Genomic DNA, 20,610 nt, shown 5'->3' with positions numbered 1-20,610 from the left:
CCTTTGTCTTTCATGGATCACCAAGTTGGTGCAGGCACGGGCAGCTTTCCCACGCCGGTTGACGAAAACCGCCTATCCCGAGGTGGCGCGAGGATTGCTTTTATATTTTTTTGTGCGAGCAATAAACCAAACGGCAGATCGCGCGTTATTGCAGAAGAAGGCAGGATTTTTTGAGACTTGAAGCTCAATAGGCGAGTTTTTCCCGGAGAAAAATCAAAAATGGCCAATGGCCGTTCGACATAGGCGTTTTCACCCGGAGAAAATCAAAAAGTCAGCCTTTGAATTTAGCTGAAATCCGGAAATTTGTTCCTTGTTTTTCGCGGAACTTTACTCGATAGCGTGGTTCTGAATTAACAAATGATTTGCCGGGTTCAATCTTTGCTTTATGCTGATTGTTAGCAGATTGTTGTAAGGGAGTTTTCCGCGGCATGCAGCCAAGGGCAGGCACACCTTAAATGTTGCGCGAAGCCTTTGTTGCACGCCATCGGGCCAAAAGCCCACTGACTCTTGATGGAGGCGTGACCATGGATGTGATCAGCAACTTTGCCGCCCGCTACGAGCGCACCCGCGAGGAAGTCATCTCGCTGCAGGACTACCTGGACATCTGCAAGCGCGATCCCACCGCGTATGCCACTGCCTCCGAGCGAATGCTCAAGGCTATCGGCGAGCCGGAGTTGGTAGACACGCGCAATGACCCCCGTCTCTCGCGCATCTTCGCCAACAAGGTCATCAAGATCTACCCGGCGTTCAAGGAGTTCTACGGCATGGAAGACGCCATAGAACAGGTGGTGTCCTATTTCCGCCACGCCGCGCAGGGCCTGGAAGAAAAGAAGCAGATCCTTTACCTGCTGGGGCCCGTGGGCGGCGGCAAGAGCTCCATCGCGGAGCGGCTGAAGCAGCTCATGGAGCACGTGCCCTTCTATGCGATACAGGGTTCGCCGGTCAACGAATCCCCGCTCGGCCTCTTCGACACGCTCGAAGACGGCGAGATCCTTGAAAAGGAATACGGCATCCCCCGCCGCTACCTGAACCGAATTCTCTCGCCCTGGGCCGTCAAGCGGCTCGAGGAGTACGGCGGCGACATCCGCCAGTTCAAGGTCGTCAAGCGCTACCCGTCCGTGCTGCGGCAGATCGCCGTGGCCAAGACCGAGCCCGGCGACGAGAACAACCAGGACATCTCCTCGCTGGTCGGCAAGGTCGACATCCGCAAGCTCGAGACCTACGCCCAGGACGACCCCGACGCATACGCCTACTCCGGCGGCCTGTGCCTGGCAAACCAGGGCCTGCTGGAGTTCGTGGAAATGTTCAAGGCGCCCATCAAAGTGCTGCATCCGCTGCTCACGGCCACGCAGGAAAGCAACTTCAAGGGCACGGAAGGCTTCGGTGCCATTCCCTTCGACGGCATCGTGCTCGCGCACAGCAACGAGAGCGAGTGGAAGGCCTTCCGCAACAACAAGAACAACGAGGCTTTCCTCGACCGGATCTACATCGTCAAGGTGCCCTACTGCCTGCGCGCATCTGAAGAAATCAAGATCTACGAGAAGCTGGTGCGCAACTCCTCGCTCGCCAAGGCCCCCTGCGCTCCGGGAACGCTGCGCATGATGGCCCAGCTCTCGGTGCTCACGCGCCTGAAGGAGCCCGAGAACTCGAGCACCTTCAGCAAGATGCAGGTCTACGACGGCGAGAACCTCAAGGACACCGACCCCAAGGCCAAGTCGATCCAGGAGTACCGAGACTACGCGGGCGTCGACGAAGGCATGAGCGGCGTTTCCACACGCTTCGCCTTCAAGATCATCTCGAAGGTCTTCAACTTCGACAGCTCCGAAGTGGCCGCGAACCCTGTGCACCTGATGTACGTGCTCGAACAGCAGATCGAGCGCGAGCAGTTCGCCCCCGAGGTCGAGCAGAAGTACATCAGCTACATCAAGGAGCTGCTGGCGCCGCGCTATGCCGAGTTCATCGGCAAGGAAATCCAGACCGCCTACCTCGAGAGCTACAGCGAGTACGGCCAGAACATCTTCGACCGCTACGTGACCTATGCCGACTACTGGATCCAGGACCAGGAGTTCCGCGACGTCGACACCGGCGAAGTTTTCGACCGTGCCTCGCTCAACGCCGAACTCGAGAAGATCGAGCGGCCCGCCGGCATCGGCAACCCGAAGGACTTCCGCAACGAGATCGTCAACTTCGTGCTGCGCGCACGGGCCGGCAACGCGGGGCGCAACCCGGCGTGGACCAGCTACGAGAAGCTGCGCGCGGTGATCGAGAAGAAGATGTTCTCCAACACCGAAGAGCTCCTGCCGGTGATCAGCTTCAACACCAAGAGCAGCGCCGACGAGCAGAAGAAGCACGAGGACTTCGTGACGCGCATGGTGGAGAAGGGCTACACCGCCAAGCAGGTCCGCCTGCTCTGCGAGTGGTATCTGCGGGTGCGCAAGAGCTCTTGATATGGCACACCCCCAGGCTTCGCGCACTTCGTGTCGCTTCGCCAACCCCCTTGCAGGGGGCAACGCCAGCGGCGCGGCAAAGCCGGTTCCACGGCGTTTCACGAAGGAACGCGTGATCCGTCATTAAGGGAGCAGACATCTTGGCCATCCTGCAGCAGATCATCGACCGCCGGCTATCGGGCAAGAACAAGTCCATTGGCAACCGCGAGCGCTTTCTCAGGCGCTACAAGGGGCAGATCCAGGAAGCGGTGAGGCGCGCCGTCAGCGGCCGCAACATCCGCGAACTGGAGCAAGGCGAAGACGTGACCCTGCCGCGCCACGATGTGTCCGAACCTGTGTTCGGCCATGCGCGCGGCGGTGACCGCGAATACGTGCACCCGGGCAACCAGGAGTACCTGAAGGGCGACCGCATCAAGCGCCCCGAAGGCGGGGGCGGCGGCGGTTCCGGCAGCGGGGAAGCCGGCGACAGCGGCGAGGGCGAGGACGACTTCGTCTTCCGCCTCACGCGCGAGGAGTTCATGCGCGTCTTCTTCGACGACCTCGCGCTGCCGCACCTCATTCGCACGCAGATTGCCGACGTGCCCGAATGGAAGAGCCACCGCGCCGGCTTCACCAGCGACGGCTCCCCCAACAACCTGCACGTGGTGCGCTCGATGCGCGGCGCCCTCGCCCGCCGCATCGCGCTGGGCGGCGAACCGCGCAAGGAACTCAAGCGGCTTGAGGCGCACCTCGAGCAGCTGAAGCAGCATCCGCAGGCCGTGCAGGCCCTCATCCAGAACGAGATCCGCGAGACCGAGGAACGCATCGCCGAACTGCGCCGCACCATGCGGCACGTGCCCTACATCGACCCGATCGACCTGCGCTACCGCAATCGCGTGAAGACGCCCGTGCCCAGCGCCAAGGCGGTGATGTTCTGCCTCATGGACGTGTCGGGCTCGATGGACGAGGCGCGCAAGGACATGGCCAAGCGCTTCTTCATGCTGCTGTACATGTTCCTCACGCGGCACTACGAGAAGATCGACCTCGTGTTCCTGCGCCACCACACGCAGGCGCAAGAAGTGAGCGAAGAAGAGTTCTTCCACGCCACCGAGACGGGAGGCACCGTGGTGTCGAGCGCGCTTGTGCTGATGGACGAGATCATCAAGGCGCGCTACCCCAGCGGCGAGTGGAACGTGTACGGCGCGCAGGCCAGCGACGGCGACAACTGGCACCAGGACAGCGGCCGCTGCCGCGAGCTGCTGGTGGACAACATCCTGCCCGTGGTGCGCTACTACGCCTACGTGCAGGTGGCCGAGACCGAGCAGAACCTGTGGCAGGAATACCAGCAGCTCGAAGGCGTGCATCCCAACTTCGCCATGCGCAAGGTGTCCGACGCGCAGGACATCTATCCGGTCTTCCGCGACCTGTTCAAGAAGGAAGGGGTGACGTCATGATCACCGACCGTGTTCTCGAACGCCTGCCCAGCCCCTCCGACTGGACCTTCGAACTCATCGAGACCTACCACGCCGAGATCGCCAAGACGGCCAGGAGCTACGGCCTCGACGTGTACCCGAACCAGCTCGAGGTCATCACCGCCGAGCAGATGATGGACGCCTACGCCAGCGTGGGCATGCCCATGATCTATCGGCACTGGTCGTACGGCAAGCAGTTCATCTCGACCGAGAAGAACTACAAGCGCGGCCACATGGGGCTGGCCTACGAGATCGTCATCAACTCCGATCCGTGCATCGCCTACCTGATGGAAGAGAACACCATGGCCATGCAGGCCCTGGTGATCGCGCACGCGGCCTACGGCCACAACAGCTTCTTCAAGGGCAACTACCTGTTCCGCATGTGGACGGACGCCTCGTCCATCATCGACTACCTGGTCTACGCACGGCACTACATCGCAGAATGCGAGGAGCGTCACGGCCTCGATGCGGTCGAGCAGTTGCTCGACTCATGTCACGCGCTGATGAACTACGGCGTCGACCGCTACCGCCGCCCGCAGAAGCGCTCGCTGGCGCAGGAAAGCGCCCAGCGCGCCGAACGCGAGCGCCACATGCAGCAGCAGGTGAACGACCTCTGGCGCACCCTGCCGCGCAAGAGCGAGCAGGCGGCCGAGGCCGATTCGTCGAAGCGCTTCCCGTCGGAGCCGCAGGAGAACCTGCTCTATTTCATCGAGAAGAACGCCGCCTTGCTCGAACCCTGGCAGCGCGAGGTGGTGCGCATCGTGCGCAAGATCGCGCAGTACTTCTACCCGCAGCGCCAGACCCAGGTCATGAACGAAGGCTGGGCCACCTTCTGGCACTACACGCTGCTCAACACCATGTACGACCGCGGCCAGTTGGCCGACGGCTTCATGATGGAATGGCTCAGCTCGCACACCGGCGTGATCTATCAGCCGCCGGTGGGGCACCGCGCCTACAGCGGCATCAATCCGTATGCGCTCGGCTTCAAGATGATGACCGACCTGCGCCGCGTGTGCGAGAAGCCGACCGAGGAAGACCGCCGCTGGTTCCCCGACTTCGTGGACACCGACTGGGTCAAGACGCTTGACTACGCCATGCGCAACTTCAAGGACGAGAGCTTCATCGGCCAGTTCCTGAGCCCGAAGACGATGCGCGACTTGCGCCTGTTCTCGATCCGGGATTTCCAGAGCGAGTCGGAGTTGGAGGTGTCAGCCATCCACGACGACAGCGGCTACCACGCGCTGCGCGAATCGCTGTCACGCCAGTACGACATCGGCAGCCGCGAGCCCGACATCCAAGTCTGGAACGTGGCCACGCGCGGCGACCGCTCGCTGACCTTGCGCCACACGCAGCGCAACCACCTGCCGCTGCACGATGGTGCCGAAGAGGTGCTGAAGCACGTCGCGCGGCTCTGGGGCTTCGACGTGCACCTGGAAAGCATCGACAACCAGGGCCGCGTCAGCCGCAGCTGGAAGGCCTCGGCGCCCAAGCAGCAGTACTAGTCAGTCAGGGCACCAGCGCGGCGATGGCGAGGGTGTAGCCCTTCACGCCCAGGCCCACGATGATCCCCTTCGCCGCCGGCGAGATGTACGAATGGTGGCGGAACTGCTCGCGCGCATGCACGTTCGAGATGTGCAGTTCGATCAGCGGCACGCTCGCGCCCTTGATGGCGTCGTGCAGCGCGATCGAGGTGTGCGTGTAGGCGCCCGGGTTCATCACCACGCCCAGCATGTTGCCCGCCGCCACCTCGCGGCCGGCCTCCTGGATCCAGTCGATCAGCACGCCTTCGTGGTTCGACTGGCGGCATTCGATTTCCACGCCGTGCTTGGCGCCCGTTTCCTTGCACAGCCGTTCGACGTCGGCCAGCGTGTCGCGTCCGTACTGTTCGGGCTCGCGCGTACCGAGCAGGTTGAGGTTGGGGCCGTTGAGGACGAGGATTTTCTTCATGATGGCTGTATGAATGAGGGTCTGTCTGGCAGGCGCCGATTATGGTCTCGCGGCCGCCCTGCGGCGGCGCGCGGCCGATGACCCGACGTAGTAGTTGTAAGAGTCGATGTCGACCACGCAGCGGGCCATCAGGTCGACGAACGCCCGCAGCTTCTGCCCCATGTAGCGCTGCCGCTGGTAGGCGCAGTAGATGCGGCGCGGCTCGGGCTGCCATTGCGGCAGCACCGGCGCGAGCACACCCTGCTCCACCTCCGGCCGCACGAAGAAGGCCGGCAGCAGCGCGATGCCCAGGCCGTCAATGCAGAAGGTCTTCATGACCCAGTGGTCGTTGGTTTCGAAGGCGGGTTCGGGCTGGAAGGCGAAGCTCTGCGCGCCCGACACCAGCAACACCTGCGAGCGCCCCGAAGAAGGTTCCTTCATCACGATGGACTGATGCGCAGCCAAATCCTCCGGCGACGACGGCGTACCGTGCCGCGCCAGGTACTGCGGGCTCGCATAGAGCCCGTAGTTCAGCCGCCCGAGCAGCTTGGCGACCAAATTCGGCGCGTCGGGCGGCTCGGAGCAGACATAGCAGTCGACGTCGCCGATCCGCGGAGCATGGAAGCCGTTGGCCACGTCGAGCTGGCAGCGCACCTCGGGGTGCGACTCCAGGAACAGCTTGACCACGTGGCAGACGAAGGAGGTGCTGAACTGCGTGTCCGACAGCAGCGAGAGGCGGCCCGACACGCCCGTGGTCAGCTCGTGGATCTCGGTGCTGGCCGCCTCGAGCCGGCCCGTGACTTCGTCGAGCAGCCCCTCCCCGCGCAAGAGGAAGGCGCGCCCGGCCTCGGTGAGCGCGATTCGGCGCGGGCTGCGCTGCAGCAGTTGGGCGCCCAGCAACTCTTCGAGCCGCGTGAGCTGCCGGCTCAGCGTGGCCTTCGACGTGCCCGAGAGGCTTTCGGCCCTGGTCAGGCTGCCGCTCTTTGCGACCAGCACGAAGGCCTCGACCAGTGCAAGATCGATCCGGCTCATGCGGCCCGGCGTTGCAGGAATGAAAAGTAGCGTCTCTCCATGTGGCTTTCATCGGTGCGTGGGAAGCGGTACGGTATCACCGCCATGAACACACACAACACCGCCGTCTGGCACCCCGTCGCGCGCTCGGCCGATCTTCGCCCCGGCGACAACATCGTCGCAGGCTTTGCAGAAGGCCAGGAACTCGCGCTATGGCGCGCCACCGACGGCACCGCACAAGCCTGGGAAAACCGCTGTCCGCACCGCAGCGTGCGCTTCACGCTGGGGCAGGTGGTCGACGACCACCTGGCCTGCGCGTACCACGGCTGGCAGTACGCCGCCGGCAGCGGGCAATGCACCCGCATCCCGGCGCACCCGAGCATGCAGGCGCCGCGCAATGTCTGCGCCAGGACCTTCGGCACGGCGGAAGCGGCCGGGATGCTCTGGGTTCAACTGTCGCCGGAGGCACCGCCCGCGCCGCCGGCTCTGGCCGGCGCCGTGCCCGCCGGCTGGCACTTCTGCCGCACGCTGACCGTGAACATGCCCGCCGAAACCGTGCGGGCAGCCCTGGCGCAACGCGGCCTGAGCACCGACGTGCCCTCGGGCGCGTGGCGCGGCCAGCTCGACGGGGTGGCCACCGCCGCCCTCGTCCTCGACGCCCAGCCCCAACTCGCTTTCGTCCACCTCTGGACAGACGCCGCCCCAGGCTCCCACGCCATGCAGGCCCTGCACACCGCCGCTCGCAGCCTGCGCGGCGACATCGAAGCCCTCGGCTGAAAGATCCCATGCCCTTCGTCACCGACGACCCCAACATGCTGGACGACTGGCTCGTCATCGGCCCCGCCACGTCCGCACCCCGCACCACCCGTTTGCTCGGCGAAACCGTGCAGCTGTGGATCGACCCTGAAGGCACGCCCCAGTGCCGCCTCGGCGACCGGCCGCTGGCCGTGCAATCCCGCTACGGCTACCTCTGGGCCTGCCCCAGCGGCAACCCTGCGCGCTCGCTGTTCGACTTTGCCGAATACAGCGAGCCCGGCCGCCGCACCATCGACTGCGGCGGCATCGGCGTTGCGGTCTCGGGCCTGCGCGTGATCGAGAACTTCCTCGACATGGCGCACTTTCCCTTCGTGCATGCCGGCTACCTCGGCAAGGTGCCGCACACCGAGGTGGCGCAGTACCAGGTGCAGGTCGAGCCCGCCACCGGCGAGATCTGGGCCACCGACTGCCGCTTCTGGCAGCCCCGTGCCTCGGCCGCACACGACGGCACGGGCAGCGAGGTGCTCTACAAGTACCGCGTGATGCAGCCCTTCTCGGCCATGCTCTACAAGTCGAGCTTCCGCGAGGGCCAGCTCGATGCCATCGGCCTCTTCCTGCAGCCCGTAGACGACGAGCATGTCATCGCCCACACCATGCTCGCCTGCTTCGACGACGACTCCACCGATGCCGAGCTCATCGCCTTCCAGCACACGATCTTCGGGCAGGACAAACCCATTCTGGAGAACCACGCCTTCAAGCGCATGCCGCTCGAAGGCCGCGCCGAGACGCCGACGCGCGGCGACACCTCCTCCGTCACCTACCGGCGCTGGCTGCGCGAACGCGGCATGCGCTTCGCCGTGAGGGCGGCGGCATGACGGTGAAGCTCCACGACTACCCGCTGTCGGGCAACTGCTTCAAGGTGCGGCAGATGCTGGCGTGGCTCGGCGTCGAATACCAGACGGTGCCAGTCGATTTCTTTCCCGGCCGCGAACACAAGTCGGCCGCGTTCCTGGCGAAGGTCAATCCGCTCGGCCAGTTGCCGGTGCTCGACGACGACGGCTTCTTGCTGCGCGATGCGCAGGCCATCCTGGTCTACCTCGCGAGCCGCTACGACCAGCAAGGCCACTGGTATCCCGACGATCCCAGGCTGCGCGGCCAGATCGCGATGTGGCTCGCCACCGCCGACGAGATCACCCGCACCGCCTCGGCCGCGCGGCTGCACGATGCGCTCGGCTACCACCACCTGGACATCGAGGCCTGCCGCGGCGGCGCGCGCGCCGTGTTCCGCGTGCTCGACGACCATCTGGCGGAACAGGCCAGCGCGGGCCTGCGCTGGCTCGCATCCGCGCCCGAGCCGACCATTGCCGACATCGCCTGCTTTCCGTACGTGGCGCTGGCCGGCGAAGGCGGCATTTCGCTCGACGAATTTCCCGCACTGCGAAACTGGGTGTGGAATGTCCGCCACGTGCGCGGGTTCATCGGCATGTCGGGTATCTTCCCCGCTGGCCCCGCCTGAGTATCCTCACCCCTCCCGCCTTCTGAAGAACCCAACACCATGAAAACCAAAGCCGCCGTCGCGTGGAAATCCGGAGCGCCGCTCACCATCGAAACCGTGGACCTCGAAGGCCCGAAATTCGGCGAAGTGCTGGTCGAGATCAAGGCCACCGGCATCTGCCACACCGACTACTACACGCTCTCGGGCGCCGACCCCGAAGGCATCTTCCCCGCCATCCTGGGCCATGAAGGCGCGGGCATCGTGGTCGACGTCGGCCCCGGCGTCACCACCCTGAAGAAGGGCGACCACGTCATTCCGCTGTACACGCCCGAATGCCGCCAGTGCAAGTTCTGCCTGAGCCGCAAGACCAACCTGTGCCAGCTGATCCGCGGCACGCAGGGCAAGGGCCAGATGCCCGACGGCACCAGCCGCTTCAGCCTGGACGGCAAGCCCATCGCCCACTACATGGGCACCAGTACCTTCAGCAACTACACCGTGGCGCCCGAAATTTCGCTGGCCAAGATCCGCGAGGACGCGCCCTTCGACAAGGTCTGCTACATAGGCTGCGGCGTGACCACCGGCATAGGCGCGGTGATCTTCACGGCCAAGGTGGAAGCCGGCGCGAACGTGGTGGTGTTCGGCCTCGGCGGCATCGGCCTGAACGTCATCCAGGGCGCGAAGATGGTGGGCGCCGACAAGATCATCGGCATCGACCTGAACCCCGAGCGCGAAGCCATGGCCCGCAAGTTCGGCATGACGCACTTCCTGAACCCGAAGGACCACGAGAACATCGTCGACGCGATCGTGCAACTGACCGACGGCGGTGCCGACTACAGCTTCGAGTGCATCGGCAACACCAAGGTGATGCGCCAGGCGCTGGAGTGCACGCACAAGGGCTGGGGCCGCAGCATCATCATCGGCGTGGCCGAGGCCGGCGCGGAGATCAGCACGCGGCCGTTCCAGCTGGTCACCGGCCGCAAGTGGGAAGGCTCGGCCTTCGGCGGCGCGCGCGGCCGCACCGACGTGCCGAAGATCGTCGACTGGTACATGGAAGGCAAGATCGACATCGACAGCCTGATCACCCACACCATGCCGCTGGAAGACATCAACAAGGGCTTCGATTTGATGAAGCGCGGCGAGTCCATCCGCGGCGTGGTCATCTACTAAAAGCCCCGGAGGCGCCCGCCATGAACCGCATGGAACCCCTGCGCAAAGTCGAAGCGGGCGTCCTCGAAGTCGCGTACTTCGAAACCGGCCCCGCCGATGGCCCGCCGGCTCTGCTGATGCACGGCTTTCCGTACGACATCCACACCTACGCGGAAGTCGCACCCATGCTGGCCGGCCAGGGCTGCCGCGCGATCGTGCCGTACCTGCGCGGCTACGGCGCCACGCGCTTTCTCAGTGACGCCACGCCGCGCTCGGGCGAGCAGGCGGCGCTCGGCGCCGACCTGCTCGCGCTGCTCGACGCGCTGAAGATCGAACGCGCGGTGCTGGCCGGCTACGACTGGGGCGGCCGTGCCGCCTGCGTGGTCGCGGCGCTGTGGCCGGAGCGCGTGGCGGGGCTGGTGTCCTTCAACAGCTACAACATCCAGAACATCGCGAAGGCGATGGAGCCCGACACGCCGGCCAACGAGCACAGCCTCTGGTACCAGTACTACTTCCACAGCGAGCGCGGCCGCGCGGGTCTCGAGAAAGACCGCAAAGCACTCACGAAGCTGCTGTGGAAGCTGTGGTCGCCGACCTGGAAGTTCGACGACGCCACCTTCGAGCGCAGCGCCGCCGCATTCGACCACCCCGACTTCGTGGACGTGGTGATCCAGTCGTACCGCCACCGCTTCGGCCTCGTGCCGGGCGACCCGGCCTATGCCGACATCGAACGCCGGCTCGCGGCCCAGCCCGCTATCACCGTGCCGGCCATCACCTTCGACGGCATCGACGACGGCGTGCGCCCACCCGCAGAAGCGTCGGCCCACGCGCACCGCTTCACCGGTGCGCGCTCGCACCGCCTCGTGCCCGGCGTGGGCCACAACATGCCGCAGGAGGCGCCGCGCACCTTTGCCGACGCCGTGCTCGAACTGGTCCCCGAGTTGCGCAAGAACACCCCATGACAGACAACACACCCAAGACCCTTTCCGAGCATCACGCCTTCGGCGGCGTGCAGAGCTTCCACGAGCATCGCTCGCATGAAATCGGCCTGCCGATGCGCTTCTCGGTCTACCTGCCGCCGCAGGCCGCGAACGGGCCCGTGCCCGCCCTGCTCTACCTCGCGGGCCTGACCTGCAACGAAGAAACCTTCGCGGTGAAGGCCGGCGCGCAGCGCATGGCCGCGAGCCTGGGCATTGCGCTGATCGCGCCCGACACCAGCCCGCGCGGCGCCGAGGTGGAGAGCCTTCCGGGCGCCAAGGACCACTGGGACTTCGGCATCGGCGCGGGCTTCTACCTCGACGCGCTCGCCGAGCCCTGGGCCACGCACTGGCGCATGGAGAGCTGGATCGTGCACGAGCTGCTGCCGCTGGTGGCCACGCACTTTGCCATCGACGGCCATCGCGTCGGCATCTTCGGCCACTCGATGGGCGGCCACGGCGCGCTCACGCTGGCGCTGCGGCATCCGGGGCGCTTCAAGTCGCTTTCGGCCTTCGCGCCGATCTGCGCGCCCACGCAGTGCCCGTGGGGCGAGAAGGCCTTCGCAGGCTACCTGGGCGCACCCGGCGACGACCGCGCCCAGTGGCTCGCGCACGACGCCAGCGCGCTCATGAAATCTCAGGTGGCCGCGCCTTATCCGCAAGGCATCCTGATCGACCAGGGCCTGAGCGACAAATTCCTCGCGGAGCAATTGCACCCCGAGGCGTTCGAGGCGGCCTGCTCCGCCGCCGGCCAGCCGCTCACGCTGCGCCGCCACGCGGGCTACGACCACGGCTACTACTTCATCCAGACCTTCATGGCCGACCACATCGCGCACCACGCGCAGAGCCTGCACGCCTGAGCGACGACGCAGGTCGACCGGGGCGGGCTCGCGCCGTATCATGAGCCGCATGTCCGCCGCCCAAATTCCCGCCTTCCACCTGCGGTCGCGCGAAGGCTCCGCTGAAGAGAACATGGTGCTGGCCGGCATCTGGCGCCGGGCCTGGACGGCGGCCAACCGCGGCGCCGCCGTCATAGAGCCCATCGGCCATTGGCTGCATCGCGTGCACACCGAGTTCGGCCCGCCCGCCGACGTGGTGCTGGCGGAACGCGAGGGCCAGGTGCTGGCGTTCATGGTGCTGCTGGAGCGGCGCGAATACGTGGCGCAGCTCTTCGTCGAACCGCACCTGCGCAGCCAGGGCCTGGGCAAGGCACTGCTGGACGAGGCCTGCGTGCGCATTCCCACCGGCTGGCGGCTGCACGTGGCAATGACCAACACATCGGCGCAGCGCTTCTACGAGCGCTACGGCCTGGAGCGCGGCACGGTCGACCGCCATCCGAGCAGCGGCCGCGAACGCATCGCCTACCATTGGTCGCCCTCCCGCCCACCGTGGCGCGTGGGCTGATTCCGACCTTCTTCCTGCTCTCCATGCGCATCGACCACATCGCACTCTGGACCACCGATCTCGAACGCTGCAAGCGCTTCTATGTCGACTACTTCGGCGCCACCGCCGGCGCGGGGTATGCCAATCCGGCCAAGGGCTTCGCCTCGTGCTTCCTGAGCCTGGGCGACGGCGCGCGCATCGAGGCCATGAGCACCACCACGCTTTCCCCGGTGACGGCCGAGGCCGGCGCGCAGCGCATGGGCTGGACGCACCTGGCCATCAGCGTGGGCTCCGACGCAGCGGTCGACGCGCTCACGCAGCGCCTGAAGGCCGACGGCTACCCGCTGCTCGACGGACCGCGCCGCACCGGCGACGGCTACTACGAGAGCGTGGTGCTGGACCCTGACGGCAACCGCATCGAGATCACTGCATGAGCGAATTCGTCGAAAGCCTGCACGAGGTGTTCGAGCGCCTGGGCCGCATCCGCACGCGCCGCATGTTCGGCGGCCACGGCATCTGGCACGAGGACCGCATGATCGCCCTCGTGGCCAACGACACGCTCTATCTCAAGGCCGACGCCGAAAGCGCACCGCACTTCGACGCGCTCGATCTTCCGCCCTTCACCTACGAGCGCCAGGGCCAGTCGATGCCGATGTCGTACCGGCTGGCCCCGGCGGACCTGTTCGAGGACAGGCACGAAGCAGCGCTCTGGGGCCGGCGCGCCTACGAGGCGGCGTTGCGCTCGGGCCAGCCGCCGAAACAGAAGAAGCCGCCTGCGAAGAAGATCGCAGCGAAGAAAGCAACAGCAAAGAAAGCCGCAGTGAAGAAAAAGACGACAACGAAAGCAGCCTCCCGGTGAGCGAGCAACACAAGCCGGCGCTCCCGCCCCTGCCCGAGCGCGAACAGATCGCACTGCTCGAACCCTTCGAAGGCCTCGGCCTGAAAGACATCGTGGTCGTCGCCACGCTGCAAGACGCGGAGCATGCGGCCAGCGCGCTGCTGGCCGCCGGCATCGCCGGCTTCGACACCGAATCCAAGCCCACCTTCGCGAAGAACGAGGTGTCGGGCGGTCCGCACGTGGTGCAGTTCTCCACCCGCGACACGGCCTGGCTGTTCCAGCTGCACCGCACCGATTGCAACCCCGTGGTGGCCGCGCTCATCGCATCGACCGAGCTGCGCAAGGTCGGCTTCGGGCTTTCGGGCGACCTCACGCTGATCCGCAACCGGCTCGGCATCGAGCCGAAGGCGGTGTTCGACATCGACGACGAATTCCGCAGGCGCGGCTACCGCAAGTCGGTCGGCGTGAAGGCGGCGGTGGCGCTGGTGTTCAACCGCCGCTTCATCAAGTCGCGCAAGGCGACCACCTCGAATTGGGCCAACAGGCAGCTCACCGAGGCGCAGATCCGCTACGCCGCGAACGACGCCTATGCGTCGATCCGCGTGTACGACGCGCTCTTCAGCAGCCGCTGACCCCTCGCGCGCTCAGTCGCGCCCCGCCTCGATGATGGCCTGCGCCAGCCGCGCCGGGTTGGAGAAGAACATCTCGTGGCTGCCGGGGCACTCCACCAGCCTGAACAGCCCCAGCCGCTCCGACAGGCGCGGATGCCACGGCAGGCCGTGCGGCATCGCCGTGTCCTGCTGGCAGTTGACGTAGGACTTGCCCAGCGCCAGTGCGGCAAGCGGCTGCTTGAGCCGGATCTTGTCGGTGAAGGTGCGGTACGGATGCGGGTTGAGCTTGGCGTAGGCGGCGGTGGCCGTTTCGAAGTCGGCGTCGTTGATGAAGGCTTCGCGCCAGATCTCGAACGGCAAGGTCACGGCGTTGCCGTTGGCTTCGGCGACGGCATCGAACATCGTCACGTAGTGCGGCGGCACCATGTCGTTGAGCGATTCGCCGTCGAGCGGCACGAAGGCGTTGATGTAGACCAGCCGCTTCAGCCGCGGCGCGATGCGGTCCGCCACGCCGGAAATCACCATCCCGCCGTAGCTGTGGCCCACCAGCCGCACCTGCGTGAGGTTCTTTTCCTCGATGTAGCGCACGGCCGAGGCGATGGCGTCTTCCAGGCCGGTGTTCGCGCGGTCGTCACCGGGGTTGTTGCCGGCGAGCGTGGGGCAATACACGGTGTGGCCGGCCGCGCGCAGGCCATCGGCCACGGCTTCGATCTCGGCACCGGTGTGCCATGCGCCGTGAACCAGAACATAGGTATCTGACATGGATGTCTCTTTCGTTGTTGCGACAGATGAGGACTTTAGAAACAGTGATCCATTTTGAATAGCCCATGCCTGCCAGCCGGATGGCCGATTCGTGCCAGTGCCAAGACGGTTGCATTCATTCAATTATTCAAAGATACTTGAAATATGGAAGAAAACGACGTTGTCCGCTCCCTCGCCGCCCTTGCACAGCCCGTGCGCCTTCGCGTGTTCCGCGCGCTGGTGGTCGCCGGCCCTGCCGGCCTGACGCCCGGCGCACTCACCGAATCGCTCGAGGTGCCCGGCACCAGCCTGTCGTTCCATCTGAAGGAACTGATGCATTCGGGGCTGGTGTCGCAGGAACGGCAAGGGCGCAACCTCGTCTACCGCGCCGCCTTCGACCAGATGAACGCCCTGCTCGGCTACCTCGGCGAGAACTGCTGCCAGGGCGAGGCCTGCGCCGTCGAGGCTCCTTCGGCATGCGGCTGCTGAGGCCGGCATGCTGACCGCCGTCCTGATCTTCGTCTTCACGCTCGTGCTGGTCATCTGGCAACCGCGCGGCCTGGGCATCGGCTGGAGCGCATCGCTCGGCGCCGTCATCGCGCTGCTGCTCGGCGTGGTGCAGCTGTCCGACATTCCCGTTGTCTGGGGCATCGTGTGGAACGCGACCGCCACCTTCGTCGCGGTGATCGTCATCAGCCTGCTGCTCGACGAAGCGGGCTTCTTCGAATGGGCCGCCCTGCACGTGGCACGCTGGGGCGGCGGGCGCGGCAGGCTGCTGTTCGCGTTCGTCGTGCTGCTGGGCGCGGCGGTGTCGGCGCTGTTCGCCAACGACGGCGCCGCGCTGATCCTCACGCCCATCGTGATGGCGATGCTGGCCGCGCTCGGCTTCACGCCTGCGGCCACGCTCGCCTTCGTCATGGCGGCGGGCTTCATCGCCGACACCGCGAGCCTGCCGCTGATCGTGTCCAACCTCGTGAACATCGTCTCGGCCGATTTCTTCCGGATCGGCTTCGGCGCGTATGCCTCGGTCATGGTGCCGGTGAACATCGCGGCGGTGCTCGCGAGCCTGCTGGTGCTGATGCTGTACTTCCGCCGGGGCATTCCGGCGCGCTACGACGCGGCCCGGCTCAAGGCACCCGCCGATGCGATCCGCGACCCGGCGACCTTCCGCGCCGGCTGGGCGGTACTTGCGCTGCTGCTGGTCGGCTTCTTCGGCCTCGAGCCGCTGGGCGTGCCGGTCAGCGCTGTGGCCGCCTTTGGCGCGGTGGTGCTGCTGGCGGTGGCCGGGCGCGGTCCGGTGATCGGCATCCGCGGGGTGCTGCGCGGCGCGCCCTGGCAGATCGTGGTGTTCTCGCTCGGCATGTACCTGGTGGTGTACGGGCTTCGCAACGCCGGGCTCACCGGGCAGATCGCGGCGCTGCTCGATGTGTTCGCGCAAGGCGGCGTCTGGGGCGCGGCAATGGGCACGGGCTTTCTGGCGGCGGTGCTGTCGTCGGTCATGAACAACATGCCCACGGTGCTGGTCGGAGCGCTTTCCATCGACGCATCGGCCGCAAGCGGCGCGGTGAAGGAAGCGATGGTCTACGCCAACGTGATCGGCTGCGACCTCGGCCCGAAGATCACGCCGATCGGCAGCCTCGCCACGCTGCTCTGGCTGCACGTGCTCGCAAAGAAGGGCACGCTGATCGGCTGGGGCGAGTATTTCCGGGTCGGCATCGTGCTGACCCTGCCGGTGCTGTTCGTCACCCTGGCGGCACTGGCGCTTCGACTGAGCATCGCACTCCCATGAACCACATCACGATCTATCACAACCCAGACTGCGGCACGTCCCGCAACGTGCTCGCGCTGATCCGCAACACAGGCGACGAGCCCATCGTCATCGAGTATCTGAAGAACCCGCCAGACCGCGCCACGCTGCAGCGGCTGATCGCGCAGATGGGCATGCCGGTGCGCGACCTGCTGCGCCGCAAGGGCACGCCCCATGACGAGCTCGGCCTCGACGATCCGAAGTGGACCGACGAGCAGCTGATCGGCTTCATGCTGGCGCACCCGATTCTCATCAACCGGCCCGTGGTGGAGACGCCGCTGGGCACGCGCCTTTGCCGGCCGTCGGAAGTGGTGCTCGACATCCTTCCGCGCCCGCAGCAGGGGGCTTTTTCCAAGGAGGATGGCGAGCCCGTCATCAATGCGAAAGGCCAGCGTGTCGCCCGTCCCTGACCTTCCCAACCTCGACCCGGAGGCCTTCCACCTGCCCGGGCTGCACTCTCTGCTGCCCGCGCAGCGCGCCACGCATGCGCCGCGCATCCTGCTGCTCTACGGCTCGCTTCGCGAACGCTCCTACAGCCGGCTGCTGACCGAGGAAGCCGCGCGCCTGCTGAGCGCCATGGGCGCCGAGCCCCGCATCTACGACCCGCACGGCCTGCCCCCGCCGGACGGCGCGCCCGAAGACCACCCCAAGGTCAGCGAACTGCGCAGCCTCGCGCAGTGGGCCGAAGGCATGGTGTGGACATCGCCCGAACGGCACGGCGCCATGACCGGCGTCATGAAATCGCAGATCGACTGGATCCCGCTGTCCGTCGGTTCGGTACGGCCCACGCAGGGCAAGACGCTGGCGGTGATGGAGGTTTCAGGCGGCTCGCAGTCGTTCAACGCGGTGAACCAGTTGCGCGTGCTCGGGCGCTGGATGCGCATGCTCACGATCCCCAACCAGTCGTCGGTAGCCAAGGCCTTCATGGAGTTCGACGAGGCGGGCCGCATGAAGCCTTCGCCTTACTACGAGCGGGTGGTCGACGTGATGGAGGAACTGGTCAAGTTCACGCTGCTCACGCGCGACTGTGCCGGCTACCTCGTCGACCGCTACAGCGAACGGCGCGAAAGCGCGGAGGCCCTTTCAAGGCGAGTGAACCTGCGCGCCATCTGAACGCGCGGCGGCTGCCGGTTCAACGCCGGCGCCGCAGTTCCCCCGGCGTGGCGCCCAGGTGCGTACGGCACTGGCGCACGAAGTGCGACGCATCCGTCAGCCCCACGCGAAAGCCGATTTCCGCGGTGCCAAGCCCGTCGAAACGCGGCCGAAGCGCAGCCGAAGCGGGTATAGACCGCCTCCGACTGCGGCTCTTTCCCGACCCCGGCAAAATGGTTGTCGAACCAAACCCGTGCGCGGAGCGCTCCGCCCCCGCACATGAATGAAAGTAGGGCCATGAGCAACAAAAGCGATTTCGGACTGATCGGCCTGGCAGTAATGGGCCAGAACCTCGTGCTGAACGTGGAAAGCCGCGGCTTCCAGGTCAGCGTGTACAACCGCACCGAAGCCACCACCGAAGCCTTCATTGCCGCCAACCCAGGCAAGAAGCTGGTAGGCACGAAGACGCTCGAAGAGTTCGTCCAGAGCCTGGCCAAGCCCCGCAAGATCCAGATCATGGTCAAGGCCGGTGCACCGGTCGACCAGGTGATCGAGCAACTCATTCCGCTGCTCGACAAGGACGACATCGTCATCGACGGCGGCAACAGCCTCTACACCGACACCGAACGCCGCGACGCCTACCTGGCAGCCAAGGGCCTGCGCTTCATCGGCGCGGGCGTGTCGGGCGGCGAGGAAGGCGCGCGCAAGGGCCCGTCGATCATGCCGGGCGGCCCGCTTTCCACCTGGGAAGTGATGAAGCCGATCTTCGAGAGCATCGCGGCCAAGGTCGACGGCGAGCCGTGCGTCATTCACATCGGCCCCGGCGGCGCGGGCCACTACGTGAAGATGGTGCACAACGGCATCGAGTACGGCGACATGCAGCTCATCTGCGAGGCCTACAGCCTGTTCAAGGCGGCCGGCTTCAGCACCGACGAAATGGCCGCCATCTTCAACGAGTGGAACGACGGCGAGCTGCAGAGCTACCTGATCCAGATCACCGCCAAGGCGCTCGAGCAGAAAGACCCGGAAACCGGCAAGCCGATCGTCGACCTGATCCTCGACAAGGCCGGCCAGAAGGGCACCGGCCAGTGGACGCTGATCAACGCGGCCGAGAACGCGGTGGTCATCAGCACCATCAACGCCGCCGTGGAAGCGCGCGTGCTGTCGTCGCAGAAGAAGGCGCGCGTGGCGGCCAGCAAGCTGCTGCAGGGGCCGAGGATCGAGCTGTCGCTCGAGAAGCAGGCGCTCGTGGCCAAGGTGCACGACGCGCTCTATGCGTCGAAGGTCATCAGCTACACGCAGGGCTTCGACCTCATCAAGACGATGGGCGACAAGAAGGAATGGAAGCTCGACCTGGGCGGCATCGCATCCATCTGGCGCGGCGGCTGCATCATCCGCGCGCGCTTCCTGAACCGCATCACCGACGCCTTCCGCACCGACCCGGCGCTGGGCAACCTGATGCTCGACCCGTTCTTCAAGGACCTGCTCAACCGCACGCAGCAGAGCTGGCGCGAAGTGGTGGCGCTGGCGGTGAGCAACGGCATTCCGGTGCCGGCCTTCAGCGCATCGCTAGCCTACTACGACAGCTACCGCACCGAGCGCCTGCCGGCCAACCTGCTGCAGGCACAGCGCGACTTCTTCGGCGCCCATACCTACGAGCGCATCGACAAGCCCGAAGGCCAGTTCTTCCACACCGACTGGCCCGAAGTCATCGGCTGAGTCGACCGAGCGATGCCATGCCGGCCGTCGACTACCCCAGCCACCTGGTCGAGGACTGGCAACTGCGCGACGGCACGGCGGTGCGCATCCGCCCGATCCGCGCCGACGACCTGGCCATGCACGCGGCATTCGTGGCGGGCCTGTCGAACGAAACCGGCTACCGCCGCCTGCTGTCGCCGCGCAAGCCACAGCCGGACGAACTCTGGCGCATGACCCACATCGACTACGACCGCGAACTGGCGCTCATCGCGACCACCGTGGCCGACGGCGCCGAGCGGCAGATGGGCGTGGCGCGCTACGTGCGCGGCGACACACCCGAGACGGCGCACGTCGCGGAATTCGCGGTGGTCATCGCCGACGCCTGGCAGCACCGGGGCGTGGCCCACAAGCTCATGCGCAAGCTGATCGATGCGGCCGCCGGGGCCGGCGTGAAGCAGCTCGCGGACATCACGCTGTTCGACAACGTCGCGATGCTGGCGCTGACGCGCAAGCTGGGCTTCAAGGTGCGGCGCGATCCGGGCAACCCCAATGTCACGCAGTTGCGGCTGGCGCTCGGTGCACCCGAGGCCTGAGTTGCATCACCAGGCCGCGCTCCCCAAAGCCCAAAAAGCCGACCGAACTCGACCGCGCGCCCTCGTCGCCTCATGGAACCCAAGCCTGGCTGGCGGTGGTACGGGCCTACAACCTGTGCGACGCGGTCATGACGTCACGACTCGCCGCGATCGGTTTGCGCGTGGGCGAACACGAGGTGCTGGCCACCATCGCGACCACGCCGGGCATCACGCAGCAGGCGCTGGCCGCTCGTTGCTTCGTGGCCAAGAGTGGCGTCAGCATGCTGCTCACGCAGATGGAGACCAGGGGATGGGTGCGGCGCGACAGCGACGGTGCCGACGCGCGAATCAGGCGCCTGACCTTGACCGATGACGGCATGGCAATCGCCCGGAAGTGCCTGGCGATTCAGGCCGAACTCGTGAGTGCGATGGTTGCGCCAGCCACTGCGCAAGAACTGGAAATCGTCGCCGACGCAATGAACCGCGTGTCCGTGGCTCTCGAGGCTATGCGGGCGGGCAAGGCCTGAGAGTGCCCTGTGCGAATGGCATCTGGTGTCATTCGCCACCCATTTGGTAAAGCGCGACAGCCGCCCCGACGTGGCCAGCAAACTTAAATCTACTTCCTTATGATGCGAAACCTTTTTCCGTCGGAAGCAGAG

23 protein-coding genes are annotated in these 20,610 nt (G+C 66.0%); 20 read left to right on the top strand and 3 right to left on the bottom strand.

Features of this window, described 5'->3' with window-relative positions; genetic code table 11:
• Positions 1 to 524 precede the first annotated feature (524 nt).
• From ACQY8B_RS05325 to ACQY8B_RS05315, 3 genes are all read left to right on the top strand, one after another.
• Complete coding sequence (locus ACQY8B_RS05325) at positions 525 to 2,447, top strand: PrkA family serine protein kinase (protein WP_237675294.1); 1,923 nt, start codon at positions 525 to 527, stop codon at positions 2,445 to 2,447.
• A 140-nt stretch (positions 2,448 to 2,587) separates the two neighbouring features.
• Complete coding sequence (locus tag ACQY8B_RS05320) at positions 2,588 to 3,880, top strand: YeaH/YhbH family protein (RefSeq protein WP_422085738.1); 1,293 nt, start codon at positions 2,588 to 2,590, stop codon at positions 3,878 to 3,880.
• Positions 3,877 to 5,400, top strand: coding sequence for a SpoVR family protein (locus tag ACQY8B_RS05315; RefSeq protein WP_422085737.1), 1,524 nt, complete (start codon positions 3,877 to 3,879; stop codon positions 5,398 to 5,400). The genes ACQY8B_RS05320 and ACQY8B_RS05315 overlap by 4 nt, the downstream gene beginning before the upstream one ends.
• A 4-nt stretch (positions 5,401 to 5,404) precedes the next feature.
• On the opposite strand, the gene aroQ is transcribed toward ACQY8B_RS05315, so the two are convergent.
• Positions 5,405 to 5,845: a type II 3-dehydroquinate dehydratase gene (aroQ, locus tag ACQY8B_RS05310; protein ID WP_081268598.1), complete on the bottom strand. Its 441-nt coding sequence runs from the start codon at positions 5,843 to 5,845 to the stop codon at positions 5,405 to 5,407.
• Positions 5,846 to 5,884: 39 nt separating this feature from the next.
• Positions 5,885 to 6,856 (bottom strand): LysR family transcriptional regulator, encoded by a 972-nt coding sequence (locus ACQY8B_RS05305; protein ID WP_422085736.1) that lies wholly within the window; start codon positions 6,854 to 6,856, stop codon positions 5,885 to 5,887.
• A gap of 84 nt (positions 6,857 to 6,940) precedes the next feature.
• Here ACQY8B_RS05305 and ACQY8B_RS05300 point away from each other — a divergent pair, with 84 nt between their 5' ends.
• Genes ACQY8B_RS05300 through ACQY8B_RS05255 form a run of 10 tightly spaced genes read left to right on the top strand, consistent with a single transcriptional unit; the run spans position 6,941 to position 14,062 of the window.
• Positions 6,941 to 7,612: a Rieske 2Fe-2S domain-containing protein gene (locus ACQY8B_RS05300; protein ID WP_422085735.1), complete on the top strand. Its 672-nt coding sequence runs from the start codon at positions 6,941 to 6,943 to the stop codon at positions 7,610 to 7,612.
• An 8-nt stretch (positions 7,613 to 7,620) separates the two neighbouring features.
• The gene (locus ACQY8B_RS05295; RefSeq protein WP_422085734.1) at positions 7,621 to 8,466 is read left to right on the top strand and encodes an aromatic ring-hydroxylating dioxygenase subunit alpha; all 846 of its coding nucleotides are present in this window, start codon (positions 7,621 to 7,623) and stop codon (positions 8,464 to 8,466) included.
• Positions 8,463 to 9,107, top strand: a complete 645-nt coding sequence (locus ACQY8B_RS05290; RefSeq protein WP_422085733.1) for a glutathione S-transferase family protein — start codon at positions 8,463 to 8,465, stop codon at positions 9,105 to 9,107. Before ACQY8B_RS05295 ends, ACQY8B_RS05290 begins: the two co-directional genes overlap by 4 nt.
• 39 nt (positions 9,108 to 9,146) lie before the next feature.
• The gene (locus tag ACQY8B_RS05285) at positions 9,147 to 10,253 is read left to right on the top strand and encodes an S-(hydroxymethyl)glutathione dehydrogenase/class III alcohol dehydrogenase (protein WP_422085732.1); all 1,107 of its coding nucleotides are present in this window, start codon (positions 9,147 to 9,149) and stop codon (positions 10,251 to 10,253) included.
• A 20-nt stretch (positions 10,254 to 10,273) separates the two neighbouring features.
• Positions 10,274 to 11,194: an alpha/beta fold hydrolase gene (locus ACQY8B_RS05280; protein ID WP_422085731.1), complete on the top strand. Its 921-nt coding sequence runs from the start codon at positions 10,274 to 10,276 to the stop codon at positions 11,192 to 11,194.
• Entirely contained in the window at positions 11,191 to 12,069 is an 879-nt protein-coding gene (fghA, locus tag ACQY8B_RS05275; RefSeq protein WP_422085730.1) for an S-formylglutathione hydrolase, read from the top strand. Before ACQY8B_RS05280 ends, fghA begins: the two co-directional genes overlap by 4 nt.
• Positions 12,070 to 12,118: 49 nt before the next feature.
• The gene (locus tag ACQY8B_RS05270) at positions 12,119 to 12,613 is read left to right on the top strand and encodes a GNAT family N-acetyltransferase (protein ID WP_422085729.1); all 495 of its coding nucleotides are present in this window, start codon (positions 12,119 to 12,121) and stop codon (positions 12,611 to 12,613) included.
• Entirely contained in the window at positions 12,577 to 13,026 is a 450-nt protein-coding gene (locus ACQY8B_RS05265; RefSeq protein WP_422085728.1) for a VOC family protein, read from the top strand. The genes ACQY8B_RS05270 and ACQY8B_RS05265 overlap by 37 nt, the downstream gene beginning before the upstream one ends.
• Complete coding sequence (locus tag ACQY8B_RS05260; protein WP_422085727.1) at positions 13,023 to 13,451, top strand: TfoX/Sxy family protein; 429 nt, start codon at positions 13,023 to 13,025, stop codon at positions 13,449 to 13,451. The genes ACQY8B_RS05265 and ACQY8B_RS05260 overlap by 4 nt, the downstream gene beginning before the upstream one ends.
• Positions 13,448 to 14,062: a 3'-5' exonuclease gene (locus tag ACQY8B_RS05255; protein WP_422085726.1), complete on the top strand. Its 615-nt coding sequence runs from the start codon at positions 13,448 to 13,450 to the stop codon at positions 14,060 to 14,062. The genes ACQY8B_RS05260 and ACQY8B_RS05255 overlap by 4 nt, the downstream gene beginning before the upstream one ends.
• Positions 14,063 to 14,074: 12 nt before the next feature.
• On the opposite strand, the gene ACQY8B_RS05250 is transcribed toward ACQY8B_RS05255, so the two are convergent.
• Positions 14,075 to 14,803 carry an alpha/beta fold hydrolase gene (locus tag ACQY8B_RS05250; protein ID WP_422085725.1) on the bottom strand — a complete coding sequence of 243 codons (729 nt, stop codon included), beginning with the start codon at positions 14,801 to 14,803 and terminating at the stop codon, positions 14,075 to 14,077.
• Between the two features lie 144 nt (positions 14,804 to 14,947).
• On the opposite strand from ACQY8B_RS05250, the gene ACQY8B_RS05245 reads away from it, so the two are divergent.
• From ACQY8B_RS05245 to ACQY8B_RS05215, 7 genes are all read left to right on the top strand, one after another.
• Positions 14,948 to 15,271, top strand: a complete 324-nt coding sequence (locus ACQY8B_RS05245; protein WP_422085724.1) for an ArsR/SmtB family transcription factor — start codon at positions 14,948 to 14,950, stop codon at positions 15,269 to 15,271.
• Between the two features lie 7 nt (positions 15,272 to 15,278).
• Positions 15,279 to 16,571 carry an arsenic transporter gene (locus tag ACQY8B_RS05240; RefSeq protein ID WP_422085723.1) on the top strand — a complete coding sequence of 431 codons (1,293 nt, stop codon included), beginning with the start codon at positions 15,279 to 15,281 and terminating at the stop codon, positions 16,569 to 16,571.
• Positions 16,568 to 16,999 (top strand): arsenate reductase (glutaredoxin), encoded by a 432-nt coding sequence (arsC, locus tag ACQY8B_RS05235; RefSeq protein ID WP_422085722.1) that lies wholly within the window; start codon positions 16,568 to 16,570, stop codon positions 16,997 to 16,999. Before ACQY8B_RS05240 ends, arsC begins: the two co-directional genes overlap by 4 nt.
• Positions 16,968 to 17,702: an arsenical resistance protein ArsH gene (arsH, locus tag ACQY8B_RS05230; RefSeq protein WP_422085721.1), complete on the top strand. Its 735-nt coding sequence runs from the start codon at positions 16,968 to 16,970 to the stop codon at positions 17,700 to 17,702. Before arsC ends, arsH begins: the two co-directional genes overlap by 32 nt.
• A 276-nt stretch (positions 17,703 to 17,978) precedes the next feature.
• A complete protein-coding gene (gnd, locus tag ACQY8B_RS05225; protein WP_422085720.1) occupies positions 17,979 to 19,400 on the top strand; it encodes a decarboxylating NADP(+)-dependent phosphogluconate dehydrogenase in 1,422 nt (473 codons plus the stop codon).
• A 17-nt stretch (positions 19,401 to 19,417) separates the two neighbouring features.
• Positions 19,418 to 19,972 carry a GNAT family N-acetyltransferase gene (locus tag ACQY8B_RS05220; protein WP_422085719.1) on the top strand — a complete coding sequence of 185 codons (555 nt, stop codon included), beginning with the start codon at positions 19,418 to 19,420 and terminating at the stop codon, positions 19,970 to 19,972.
• A 128-nt stretch (positions 19,973 to 20,100) separates the two neighbouring features.
• Positions 20,101 to 20,478, top strand: a complete 378-nt coding sequence (locus tag ACQY8B_RS05215; RefSeq protein WP_422085718.1) for a MarR family winged helix-turn-helix transcriptional regulator — start codon at positions 20,101 to 20,103, stop codon at positions 20,476 to 20,478.
• The last annotated feature ends 132 nt before the right edge of the window (positions 20,479 to 20,610 follow it).

This window comes from Variovorax sp., from assembly GCF_965279555.1.
GTDB lineage: Bacteria > Pseudomonadota > Gammaproteobacteria > Burkholderiales > Burkholderiaceae_C > Variovorax.
The sequence above is the reverse complement of the archived record's forward strand: the minus strand, read 5'-3'. Positions and strand labels throughout refer to the sequence as shown.